Origin of the sequence: Massilia genomosp. 1, assembly GCF_011682185.1 — a bacterium.
Lineage (GTDB): Bacteria > Pseudomonadota > Gammaproteobacteria > Burkholderiales > Burkholderiaceae_D > Telluria_A > Telluria_A rubra.
In genome coordinates, this window is record NZ_WHJF01000043.1 from 42,793 (window position 1) to 54,888 (window position 12,096).

Consider the following 12,096-nt stretch of genomic DNA (forward strand, 5'->3'; position numbering starts at 1 on the left):
TAAACAAGTTTGCTTATGTGATTCAGCGCTGTCTTTCCCGCCCAGGCGGGAAAGACGGTCTTAAGGTGAGCGATTTTCGCAAAATCGTCGACGCTTCTGGCCATTGCGATTCCGCAGAATGGCGCCCTGCGGCGCCATTCATCCGGTTATCAGAACTGGTACTGCATCGCTGCCCGCACCGAACGGCCGCGCGATGGCTCATCGTCGGCGCGTACGTCAGGCGCCGGCGCGCGGTCGAACACGTTGTACAGGTTCATCGACAAGGTGGTGTTCTTGAACCCCGTGTACGCCACGTGCATGTCGGTCACGACATCGCGCTTGATCTGGCAGTATTCGGCATCGATCCCCTGGCTGGCGCAACCTGCGGTCGTGTAGTTGGTGTCGTACTTGTCATTGTACAAACGGGTGCCCGGCAGGTAGGTCAGCGCGCCGCCCACATTCCACGCGCCGCGCGTCCACGCCGTCGAGGCGCGCACGCGGTAGCGGTATTTCTCGTAGTTGCCGGCCAGGTTTTCGGTGAACGTGTCGGTCACCGTATCCCAGCTGCGGTAGTCGAGCTGGTAGTTGGCTTTCAGGTTGCTCACCAGCTTGCCGGCCGAACCCATGTTCCAGCGGTGGTTCATTTCCATGTCGAGACCGGAAACGCGGGTGCGGTTCATGTTTTCGTAACGGTTCGACACCGCCGCGATCGGACCGACCGGGAACACCACATCCGTGCCCGTCAACTCCTTGGCGCGCGCCGCCAGGCGCATGTCGTCGGCCGTCACCGCCAGGCGCTGCACGCTGCCCGGACGGCGGTCTTCGTCGGCCAGGATCTGGCGCGTGCTGCGGGTGCTGATTTCATTGCGGCGCTCGATATGGTAGTAGTCGAACGTCAGACTCAGGTTGGCCAGCGGCTCGATCACCAGGCCAAGATTGTAGCTGCGCGATTTTTCAGGCTCAAGTTCCGCATTGCCTTTGGTGAGCGAGGCAAAGCTGACGCTGCAACCGACATCGCGCGCGCGCAAGGCGTCGGCCTGGTCCAGGGTGGTGCCGGTTTTCAGCGCGGCGTAGAGCTGGTTGGCGGTGGCGCAACGCTTCGGATCGACGTTGCTGTTGCGGAAGGCGGCCAGGTCGACCTTGCCGGTTTCGGCCACATTCGGGGCGCGGAAACCGTTGGCGATCGTGCCGCGCAGCATGAAGCGCTTGTTCACTTCATAGCGCATGCCGACTTTCGGCACCAGCGACAGGTCGGTGTCGCCCACCTTGTCGAGGCGCACCGCGGCATTGAGCTCGAGCTGTTTGGTCAACGGCGCATTCAGTTCCGCGAAGGCGGCGCTGACATTGCGCGCACCGTCCACATTGATCGCGCCCAGTCCCTCGATCTGGCCGCTCGAGATATTCTCGCTCACGTAGGCGTTGAACGCATCGCGCCGGAAGTCGCCGCCGATGGCCAGCGACAGCGGGCCGCCGTCGAGCTGCATCAGCTCGCGCGTGGCCTTGGCGTCGATAAAGGTTTGCTTCGATTCGCCGCCGACCGTCGAGGCCGGGAACATGCGTTGCAACAGGTCGTCGCTGTTGACGCCGCCGAACTTGTATTCGCCGCTCATGATCGCGGCCGTGTAGTTGACGGCATGCTTGCGGCCGCGCGATTCATTGTCGACCTTCGAGCCCATGACGCCGATCGCCGTGGTCCAGTCCCAGCCGTAATCGCTGCCTTCCAGCCCGACCAGCGCGCGGTACTGCGTCGCTTGCGCCTCTTTCTTGAAGATGCCCGCATCGTCGGCGTAGCGGTAGCGCAGCGCCACCGGGAAGCTGTACGGATTGTTCGGATGGCCGACCGGCAGCTTCGGCTCGGTGTAGGAATTGAGCTTGCCGCCCTTGCTGTTATACCAGTTGATCGGGGTGCCGGTAAATTGCATGATGGCCGGCGCATTGAAGTAGGTGGTATTGGTCTGGCCCAGGGTCACTTCGGAAAAGGCGACCCGGTTGCCGCCCAGCTTCATGCGGCCGGTGCCGAAGAAGTTGTAACGTTTCGCTTCCGGGCTGCGGCCAACGCCGGCCCACTGGTCGTAGCGGCAGGTGCCGTCGAGCACGTTAGTGCAGCCGGTCACGGGGGTGCTGAAGGTCTTGCCTGCCAATGCGGGATTGGCCGGGTATGGGTTGGGATAACGGTCGACGTAATTGCCCGGATACGAATAGGTCGATTGCACGCCGTAGCTCGGGTTGACGTACTTGCTCCACCAGAGCGGAACCGCATTGATGGTTTCGCGCGTCGCGTACGGATCGCGCTGGTAAGCCTCGACGTGGCCGAACACGTTGTAGCCGTCGGCTTCGAAGTCGCCCTTGCCGAGTGTCAGCGAGGCGGTCTTGTCCTTGTCCAGCTTGCTGTTGAGCAGCGACTGGCGCGCACCGGCCTTGGCCAGCGCACCCTGGAAATCGCGCTTGGTGATGATGCTGATGACGCCGGCGACCGCGTCCGAGCCGTACACGGCGGACGCGCCGTCAAGCAGGATCTCGATGCGCTCGATCACTTCGGACGGCATGGCGTCGATGTTGACGAAGGTTTGCTGGCCGCCGTCGGCCAGGCCGTAGTTGGCGACCCGGCGCCCGTTGAGCAAGGTCAAGGTGGAATTCTTGCCCAGGTTGCGCAGCGAAATGCCCGAGGCGCCGCCGGCGAAGGACACGCCGCCGGTCTTGTCCGACAAGGTGTTGGTGGCGCTCGACGTCAGCGTGTCGAGCACGTCCTTAACGGTGCTGGCGCCGATGGCGGCGATTTCGGCCTTGCCGACCACTTGCACCGCCGACGAGGTTTCGGTATCGACCGCGCGCTTGATGTTCGAGCCAGTGACGATGACCTTTTGAATCGCTTGGGCGGCATCCCGTTGGGCGGCTTGTTGCTGCGCCAGCGCGATCTGTGCCGCGCCCAGGGTCAGGGCGACGGCGACGACGCTACGTTTCAATGCGAGTTTCTTGTTCAAGTTCAGCTCCAGAATTGCTTTATAGGTATGGGTAAGTCTTGTTTTCCGATCCCGCCGCTGCCCGCCCCAGCAGGCGCGCGCAAAAGCGAGGGCCATGAATTTTGCACAAAGGTGGATTCATGGCAAAGAGGAATTCACAAAAATGACCATATGCCGACATTTCCGTTGTTTTCCGCACGAAATGGCACGCCGCGCAGGCGGAAAAAAACCCGGCGCCAGGGCCGGGTTGTTCCGCTACCGCCGCAACAGATCAGAACGCGTAGCGCGCCGTCAGCTGGAAGTAGCGACCGTAAGGATTGTGCAAGCCCTCGTTGTAGCCGGCCAGCGGCTGGGCCGAGGTGTTGACGCCATAGATCGGATCGTAAGGCGCCTTGGTATCGAGCACGTTCTGGATGTTCAGGTTCAAGGTCAGGTTCTTGATGCCGGTATAGGTGTAACCAAGGCCAAAACGGGTCCAGCTGTTGATCGAGCACTCCGGGAAATACGCTTCGTACAGGGGCATGGAGGTATCGCGATTGGCCTCGGCGTCGCTATCCTTGCGCGTGCCGTATTGGCAGAACGGCTGCTCGTAGGTCACTTCCCTGTTATAGCGGCGCAGCAGCGATACGCGCCCGGTGTAGTCGATACTGGCATTGAAGGCGTGTACGCCGTGGCTCCACGACGACGACAGGGACGTCTTCCAGCGCGGCTGGTCGTTGCCGCTCAGGTTCCAGTCCGCATAGCCGACACTGGTGCCGGCCAGGTTGCGTTCGGGATCGCCCGCAGTCCCGGCCAGGGCATAGTAATCCAGGAAGGTCGAGCTCAGCTTGGCGTTGAGGGTTCCCCATTCGCCCAGGTTCTTGCGGACAGCCACGTCCAGATCGACGCCGCGCACTTCGGTCGCGCCCTGGTTCATCCACGGCGTCTTGACCATCAGTAGCGGACCGCTGTTCTGGATCACGTTGCCGTTGGCGTCACGCACCCAGTTGGCCGGGTTCGGGTCGCGCAACACGTTGCCCGGGACCCGGGCCTCGTTCTTGAGCGCGTCGGCGGCCAGACCGAGCGCGACTTCACCTTCCTTGCGGATCTTGTAGAAATCGAGGCCAAGGTCGAGATACGAGGTCGGCGAGAACAACAGGCCGAAGGAAATGCTCTTCGATTTTTCCGGTACCAGGTCGGGGTTGGCGCCGCCGGTGGCGGCCGCCGACTTGTTGCAATCGAGTTCGGTCGCGCCATCGCGCGGGGTTTCTTCATCGGGCTCGCAGCGGCGCGGATCGGCGATGTTAGTCAGAAAAAACTGGGCGCCGCCCGGCGTCACCTGCACCAGCGCCGGCGCACGGAAACCGCGGCCATAGGTGCCGCGCAGCGCCAGGCTGTCGCTCACGGTCCACTTGGCGCCCACTTTCGGCACGAAATTGGTCTTGATGCCTGGGTATTTGTCGAGCCGGCCGGCGAAGTCCATCTCGACGTTCTTCAGGAACGGCGTGCGCAGCTCGATGAAGGCCGACTTGATGTCGCGTTCGCCGTCGATCTTGGTATTGGCCAGGCCGAAAATATCGCCGCGCTGCAGCACCGGATCGGGGATCAGCTTGATCTTTTCGCGACGCAATTCGGCGCCCACCGCCAGGCCCATCGCCCCGCCGCCAAGTTGGCCGAACTGCGTGCTGACCTTGCCATCCCAGTGCAGGATCGAGGCCTTGTCGTCGCTGACCACGTTATGCCCGACGCTCGGATCGGCGCTGATGGACGCGATGGTCGCGCCAGCATTAATCTTGCGCAAGGTCGGCAAGTACAGGCGGCCGTAATCGGTGTCTTCCTTGGTGGTCTGGTTGTACAGCACGGCCGTTTCCCAGTCCCAGCTGCCAAGCGTGCCCTGCAGCCCCGCCAGCACGCGCGTATTGTCGTTCAGGGTGTTGGAACCGCCGCGCAGGTTCACAAAGCGGTGCCCGACCGACGCGCGCGCATTCGGGAACGGATTGTCGGGGTGGCCGATTTCCAGGATGGTCTGGTACGGTTGCCCCACGCTCTCGCTGGTAAAGTTGGTGGTCGCGGACTGGCCGATGGTAATCGGGGCGGCGGTGTAGGCACGCTCGGTGCGCGAGTAAGCCGCCTCGGCGAAGGCCTTGGCGTTCTGGCCCAGTTTCAACACGGCGCGCGTCATGACGCTGGCATCCTTGCCCTCGCCTATCCCTTCGAGAAATTGGGTGGTGTCGTAGTTGCAAAAGGTGCGCCCGATGAACACGCTGGTGGGAGCGATGCCCATCTTGGTGGCGCCGACCAGTTGCTGCGACGGATCGCAGCTGGTGCGGGTGACCAGGCGCTCGGCCATATTGCTGCGGTTGACGGCGAAGTTCTTGCTGCCCGGCACGCTTTCACGGTAAAACGAGGTCACGCCGGAAACCGTGCTGCCGTACGGCGTGGCGAAGCGGCCATTGATCTGCTGGTAGGTCTCGAATTCGATGTCCTTGACGTCCGCGCGTTTCACACGGTCGCGGTTGGACACGTCGGCGCTAATGAACACATTGTAGCCATCGCTTTCCACATCGCCCTTGCCCCAGAAGATGTTGGCGCCCTTGCGGGCGAACTTGCCATCGTCATTGGCGCTGGCGCGGGCCGCCACCTCGGCGCCCTGGTAATTGGTCTTGGTAATGAAGTTGATCACGCCGCCGATCGCATCCGAGCCGTACACGGCCGAGGCGCCATCCTTGAGGATTTCCACCCGTTCCAGGGCCGACAGCGGAATCGAATTCAAGTCGTACAGTGTCGAATTACCCTTGTTCGGGTCGGCATAGGCGGCCGGCGTCATGCGCCGGCCATTGAGCAAGATCAGGGTTGAAGTCGAGCCCAGGCCGCGCAGCGAGGCGGTCGACGCGCCGCGCGAAAAACCGCCGTCGTTGGTGTCGAGGTTGACGTCGCTGCCCATCGACGGCACTTTACGCATCAGTTCGGTGACGGTGGCGGCGCCGCTGTCGCGGATATCCTTGGCAGTGATGACCTGGATCGGCTGGGCGCCTTCCTTGCCGATGCGTTTCAGGTTCGAACCGGTGATATACACGGTGGCGGTCGGTGGCGCGGCAGCCTGTTGCGCCAGGACGATGTGCGAGGAACCCAAGGCAAGCGCGACGGCGAGGACGCTCTGTTTCAATACAAAGTGTTTTTTCAAGATAACTCCAGGTGAGATATTCGGCCGTGGAAAATTGACTCTTGTTTTTGAAACCCATTTATATGTATGAATGATGACAAATTTCGCATGAACACGTCGGGGAAGCAAACAACTTCACCATACAAGCTCATTTCGCCGTCTTTAATGTTGTTTTCTGACGAATTCACCCAGGAAAAAGATGACGTTCTGCCAAATCCGCTGTAGGTAATTCAGTTCAGAAAAAACTGCGGTTTTTGCGCATGTATTTGTTCGCCAGAACGCGATATTTCAGGAAAGCGAGTGACAAGCAAAAGAACGTCGGCATAATGGTTCCACGCAACAACGCGCCATGGTCGAGATGGGGAGTGTATTGATGAGAACACTGTTTTCCGCAAGCTTGTTCAGCGTCGCCCTGCTGGCCCTGCCGGGAGCGGCGTGGTCGGCCGACAAAGGTGGTTCCGACGAAGCGGTCGCGATGGTCAAGAAAGCCATCGCGCTGATCAAGACCGACAAAGCCAAGGGCTTCGCGGCCATCAGCGACACGGCCAACAAGGAATATCACGACCGCGATCTGTACGTCTATGTATACGACCTGAACGGCGTCTGCCTCGCGCACGGCAACAATCCCAAGATTGTCGGCAAAAACCTGATGGCGCTAGCCGACAGCAACGGCAAGTTGATGATCAAAGAGATGGCCGACCTGGCCAAGTCCCCCGCCGGCAAAGGCTGGGTCGATTTCAAATGGCCCAATCCGGTGACCAAGGCGGTCGAGAACAAGTCGGGCTATATCGAACGGGTGGACGACATGATGGTGGGATCGGGCGTCTACAAATAAGCGCCCGCCGCACGCCGCAGGAATCGTCCTAACGCTCCCCACGGCAACCCCTTACAACCGGGGTCAGAGCTTTAATCAGAAATTGTTACCCTAGCCCACAACCGGGGTCTGAACTCTGATTAGAAATTTTTACTAAGCCGCATCGAAAAGCGGTGTATTTGCCTGCCGGTGGCCGGCACGCAGGGGCATGCCTGCCTCCGGCACGGTCATCGTCCCGCGATTCAAGGAAAAAATTACGAATCAGAGGTCAGACCCCGGTGGGAACCTGAGCAAATTATTGCTAATTAAAGCTCTGACCCCGGTGTGTGCGCTGCACCAGCACATGAAACGGGATCGGGCGGCCAAGTCCAGCTGACTGTGCGACCGGAATGTCCGCATGGTGTCCGCCGGGCTCGCAGTGTTTGTCGTAACGCGTGCCAACGATGTCGTCCCGCTTCATCGCCTCGGCATGCGCAAACGCAAACGTCAGGTCGAGCGCGTAGCTCTTGTCCACCGGAACCGAAAACGCGGCAGCGGCAACGGCCCCGGCTTCGGTCAGCGCCAACGGCTGCTCCTTGATCAGCGGCGCAAAGGCGCACGCGCCGGTGATATACATGAGCAGCCCGATGACTGGCTTTTGGCAGAGTGCGTACGCGATGGGTCCCATAAGGCGGCTTGTGCTGGATCGGACCAGCAGTATCGGCTACGCGGTCGTGCTTCAGCGAATTGACTTTTCGCAGCGGCAGGGCAGGCACCGGAGGGAGCGCTTGTCGATACGCGCGATTTTTTCGCCCCCGGCCAGCGCCTTCAGGGCGAAAAAAACGCCCCGGAGGGCGTCGTTGTCGATGTGGCCGACAATTACTTGGCGTTCATCAGTGCAACCGTGGTGTCCAGCATGCGGTTCGAGAAACCCCATTCGTTGTCGTACCACGACGATACTTTCACCAGGCGGCCCGACACTTTGGTCAGCGTCGAATCGAAATTCGACGAGGCCGGGTTGTGGTTGAAGTCGATCGATACCAGCGGCTCGGTCTGGTACGTCAGCACGTCTTTCAAGGCGCCTTCGGATGCCGCTTTCATCAGGGCATTGACTTCGTCCACGGTGGTGTCGCGCTTGGCGATGAAGGTCAGGTCGACCAGCGAGACGTTGATGGTCGGTACGCGGATCGCGAAACCGTCCAGCTTGCCATTGAGTTCAGGCAGCACCAGGCCGACCGCGGCGGCGGCGCCGGTCTTGGTCGGGATCATGCTCATCGTGGCCGAACGGGCGCGGCGCAGGTCTTCATGCATCACGTCCGACAGCACCTGGTCGTTGGTGTAGGCGTGTACGGTGGTCATCAGGCCGGTTTCCAGGCCGATCGCATCGTTCAGCGGCTTGACCAGCGGGGCCAGGCAGTTGGTGGTGCATGAGGCGTTCGAAATGACCGTATCGCTCGCTTTCAGGACGCCTTCGTTGACGCCGAACACGATGGTGGCGTCCACGTCTTTACCGCCCGGCGCCGAAATGATGACTTTCTTGGCGCCGCCCTTCAGGTGGGCCGAGGCTTTTTCTTTGGTGGTGAAGAAACCGGTGCATTCCAGGACCACGTCCACTTTCAATTCGCCCCACGGAATTTCAGCAGGATTGCGCTGCGCGAACACGCGAATGGCATCGCCATTGACGATCATGTTGTCGCCCTCGACCGTGACGGTGCCCGGGAACTTGCCGTGCGCCGTGTCGTAACGGGTCAGGTGCGCGTTCGACTTGGCATCGCCCAGGTCGTTGATCGCCACGATCTGGATGTCGTGTTTCTTGCCGCCTTCGTAGAAAGCGCGCAGGACATTGCGGCCGATACGGCCATAACCGTTGATTGCAACTTTGATCGTCATTACTTTGCTCCTGAGTGATAAAAATGGGTGGGCGGCGACGCCCGGGCGCCGCCTGCGCTTCAATTAAGTACCCGCGCAGAAATATGTGTGAGATTTTGGCGAACATAGCCGGATGCGATGCAAGGCGCCCTCCACTAGCAGTGCAAGCACTGCTAGTGGAGGGCAACGCCGCAGCGCGCCGGCTATGGAAGACAAAAATCACAGTTATTTATGGGCGGGTACTTAGTTCGTCAGTACCGACTTGACCTTGGCCACCACGTTCTCGACAGTGAAACCGAAGTGCTTGAACAGCACCGGCGCGGGCGCCGATTCGCCAAAGGTGTCGATCCCGACCACAGCGCCTTCCAGGCCAACGTATTTATACCAAAAGTCGGTGACGCCCGCTTCGATCGCCACGCGCGGCACGCCACGGGTCAATACGCTGGCCTTGTAGGCGGCGTCCTGGCGGTCGTACACGTCGGTCGAGGGCATCGACACCACGCGCACCAGGATGCCTTCGGCGGCCAGCGCGCTGGCGGCCTTGGTCGCCAGTTCAATTTCGGAGCCGGTGGCGATCAGGATGACTTTGGGCTCAGGCACGTCTTGCAGCACGTAGCCGCCGCGCGCGATGTCGGCGATCTGGGCCGCAGTACGTTCCTGGAACGGCAGGTTCTGGCGCGAGAAGATCAGGGTCGACGGGCCATCCTTGCGCTGGACGGCGGCGCCCCAGGCGGCAGCGGACTCGACGGTGTCGCATGGACGCCAGTTGTCCAGGTTCGGGATCAGGCGCAAGGACGAGACGTGCTCGACCGACTGGTGGGTCGGGCCGTCTTCGCCCAGGCCGATCGAGTCGTGGGTGAACACGAAGATCGAGCGCAGTTTCATCAGCGCGGCCATGCGCAGCGCGTTGCGGCTGTAGTCGGAGAAGGTGAGGAAGGTGGCGCCGAACGGAATGTAGCCGCCGTGCAGGGCGATACCGTTCATGATGGCGCTCATGCCGAACTCGCGCACGCCGTAGTTGATGTGGTTGCCAGGTTTACCGGAACGCAGCGCGATGCACTCTTTCCAGTTGGTCAGGTTGGAACCGGTCAGGTCGGCCGAGCCGCCCAAAAATTCCGGCAAGGTCGGCGCCAGCGCCTGGATCGCGTTCTGGCTGGCCTTGCGGGTGGCGATGTTTTCTTTCTTCTCGACGCAGGCGGCAATCGCCGCGTCCAGGGTGGCGCTAAAGTCGGCCGGCAGCTCACCCTTCATGCGGCGCTCGAATTCGGCGGCCAGCTCGGGGTATTGCGCGCGGTAGGCGGCGAACTTGGTGTTCCACTCGCCTTCCAGCGCGGCGCCGTGCTCTTTGGCGTCCCAGGCGGTATACACCTCGGCCGGGATCTCGAACGGGACCGAGGTCCACAGCAGGTGCTCGCGCACGGCCGCCACTTCCTTCTCGCCCAGCGCGGCGCCGTGTACCTTGTCGCCGCCTTGCAGGTTGGGCGACCCCTTGCCGATGATGGTCTTGCAGCAGATCAGGGTTGGCTTGGACGACAGCTTCGCTTCGGCGATGGCGGCATCGACCGCCGCCACGCTGTGGCCGTCGACGGCGGCGATCACGTTCCAGCCGTACGATTCGAAGCGTTTCGGGGTGTCGTCGGTGAACCAGCCTTCAACCTTGCCGTCGATCGAGATGCCGTTGTCGTCGTACAGGGCGATCAGGCGGTTCAGGCCCAGGGTGCCGGCCAGCGAGCACACTTCGTGCGAAATGCCTTCCATCAGGCAGCCGTCGCCCAGGAAGGCGTAGGTGTAGTGATCGACCACGTCGAAGCCCGGCTTGTTGAATTCAGCCGCCAGCAGGTATTCCGACAAGGCCATGCCGACCGCGTTGGCGATGCCCTGGCCGAGCGGGCCGGTGGTCGTTTCCACGCCTGGCGTGATGTCGACTTCCGGGTGGCCCGGGGTCTTCGAATGCATCTGGCGAAAATTCTTCAGGTCGGCCATGGAGAGGTCGTAGCCCGACAGGTGCAGCAGCGCGTAATGCAGCATCGAGCCGTGGCCGTTCGAGAGCAGGAAGCGGTCGCGGTTGAGCCACTTCGGATTGGACGGATTGTGCTTGTAGTGGCCGGCCCACAGCGCCACCGCGATTTCCGCCATGCCCATCGGCATGCCTGGGTGGCCGGAATTAGCCTGTTGCACTGCGTCCATTGCCAGCGCGCGGATCGCGTTGGCCATCAAAGTGGTGGGGAGCGTCGTTTTCATGGGTCGAATCTGTGAGGTCGTAGGATTGGAAATGCGGGTGGCGCTGCTTGGCGTACCGGGTCAAGTATTTTACCAGACCACAGGGTGGCGAATTAAAATGAAGCACTTGCCGCGCCTGCCGGCCTCGACTACGCCCTCAACTCTTTCACAGGATTTCATGCCCCGTTTCTATTGTTCCGTGCCGCTGGCGGTTGGCCTCACGCTCGACCTGCCCGAAGCGGTCGCCCACCATCTGCACGTGCTGCGCTTGCAGGTCGGCGCCGAACTGTGCCTGTTCAATGGCGATGGCGGCGAATACATCGCCCACCTGGCCAGCGTGGACAAGCGCCGCGCCAGCGTCACCGTCAAGGCGTTTGTGGCGCGCGATGTCGAACTGCCCTACCAAATCACCCTGGCCCAGGCCCTGCCCGAAGCGTCCAAGATGGACTGGATCATCGAAAAGGCGGTCGAGATGGGGGTGGCGGCGATCGTCCCGCTGGCGGCCCAGCGCTGCGTGGTGCGCTTGTCTGGCGAGCGCGCCGAAAAGAAACTGGCGCACTGGCAGGGCGTGATCGTGGCCGCCTCCGAGCAGAGCGGACGCAACCGCCTGGCGCGCCTGGCCCCGGTAGACGAGCTGCACCAGTGGTGCGCCCAGCAAGACCTGCACAAGCGCATTTTGCTCAGTCCGCGCGGCGGCCAGTCGCTGGCCGACTGGGCCAGGCACCAGCCGCCGCAGGCGGTCTCGCTGATGATCGGCCCGGAAGGCGGCTTCAGCGTGCAGGAAGAAGACCATGCCATGGCGCGCGGCGCGCTGGCGCTGTCGATGGGGCCGCGCATCCTGCGTACCGAGACGGCCGGCATCGCCGCCGTGGCCGCCCTCAATGCCCTCTGGGGCGGGCTGTAACACCAGCGCCACCAGCGCGCGGGCGCTTCCCGCGCGCGCCATTCCCGCCCCCACTGAACTTTCCTGAACCACTTGCCTGAACCACGTGCCTGAATCAGCAGGCATCGGCATAGGGGGCAGCTAAATATAGCTGCTCCCCTGCCACACCACCCGGCATGCGGGTCCGCACCGGGCGGTTCGAGTAGTTGAGGTTATGTGAGGCGAGGCATGCCAAGGCGATCAAAGTAGG

7 protein-coding genes are annotated in these 12,096 nt (G+C 62.0%); 2 read left to right on the forward strand and 5 right to left on the reverse strand.

Going from position 1 to position 12,096, the window contains the following annotated elements; all coding sequences use genetic code 11:
• Positions 1-149: 149 nt before the first annotated feature.
• Both F1735_RS17190 and F1735_RS17195 read right to left on the reverse strand, forming a co-directional pair.
• Positions 150-2,960 (reverse strand): TonB-dependent receptor domain-containing protein, encoded by a 2,811-nt coding sequence (locus F1735_RS17190; RefSeq protein WP_167238063.1) that lies wholly within the window; start codon positions 2,958-2,960, stop codon positions 150-152.
• A gap of 250 nt (positions 2,961-3,210) precedes the next feature.
• Positions 3,211-6,102 carry a TonB-dependent receptor plug domain-containing protein gene (locus tag F1735_RS17195; protein ID WP_167238064.1) on the reverse strand — a complete coding sequence of 964 codons (2,892 nt, stop codon included), beginning with the start codon at positions 6,100-6,102 and terminating at the stop codon, positions 3,211-3,213.
• Positions 6,103-6,454: 352 nt separating this feature from the next.
• Here F1735_RS17195 and F1735_RS17200 point away from each other — a divergent pair, with 352 nt between their 5' ends.
• On the forward strand, positions 6,455-6,916 hold the full coding sequence (locus F1735_RS17200; protein WP_167238065.1) for a cache domain-containing protein: 462 nt from the start codon (positions 6,455-6,457) through the stop codon (positions 6,914-6,916).
• Between the two features lie 280 nt (positions 6,917-7,196).
• On the opposite strand, the gene F1735_RS17205 is transcribed toward F1735_RS17200, so the two are convergent.
• The 3 genes from F1735_RS17205 to tkt form a co-directional block, all read right to left on the reverse strand.
• Positions 7,197-7,562: a hypothetical protein gene (locus F1735_RS17205; RefSeq protein ID WP_167238066.1), complete on the reverse strand. Its 366-nt coding sequence runs from the start codon at positions 7,560-7,562 to the stop codon at positions 7,197-7,199.
• 191 nt (positions 7,563-7,753) lie between these two features.
• Positions 7,754-8,764 carry a type I glyceraldehyde-3-phosphate dehydrogenase gene (gap, locus tag F1735_RS17210; protein WP_167238067.1) on the reverse strand — a complete coding sequence of 337 codons (1,011 nt, stop codon included), beginning with the start codon at positions 8,762-8,764 and terminating at the stop codon, positions 7,754-7,756.
• Between the two features lie 222 nt (positions 8,765-8,986).
• Positions 8,987-10,984 (reverse strand): transketolase, encoded by a 1,998-nt coding sequence (tkt, locus tag F1735_RS17215; RefSeq protein ID WP_167238068.1) that lies wholly within the window; start codon positions 10,982-10,984, stop codon positions 8,987-8,989.
• A gap of 157 nt (positions 10,985-11,141) precedes the next feature.
• On the opposite strand from tkt, the gene F1735_RS17220 reads away from it, so the two are divergent.
• The gene (locus F1735_RS17220; protein ID WP_167238069.1) at positions 11,142-11,867 is read left to right on the forward strand and encodes a 16S rRNA (uracil(1498)-N(3))-methyltransferase; all 726 of its coding nucleotides are present in this window, start codon (positions 11,142-11,144) and stop codon (positions 11,865-11,867) included.
• The last annotated feature ends 229 nt before the right edge of the window (positions 11,868-12,096 follow it).

What these genes read in the sequence shown, in the direction of transcription:
- F1735_RS17200 (WP_167238065.1), top strand. Translation starts at nt 6,455, where the DNA reads ATGAGAACACTGTTTTCCGCAAGCTTGTTCAGCGTCGCCCTGCTGGCC.
- F1735_RS17205 (WP_167238066.1), bottom strand. Translation starts at nt 7,562, where the DNA reads ATGGGACCCATCGCGTACGCACTCTGCCAAAAGCCAGTCATCGGGCTG.
- gap (WP_167238067.1), bottom strand. Translation starts at nt 8,764, where the DNA reads ATGACGATCAAAGTTGCAATCAACGGTTATGGCCGTATCGGCCGCAAT.
- tkt (WP_167238068.1), bottom strand. Translation starts at nt 10,984, where the DNA reads ATGAAAACGACGCTCCCCACCACTTTGATGGCCAACGCGATCCGCGCG.
- F1735_RS17220 (WP_167238069.1), top strand. Translation starts at nt 11,142, where the DNA reads ATGCCCCGTTTCTATTGTTCCGTGCCGCTGGCGGTTGGCCTCACGCTC.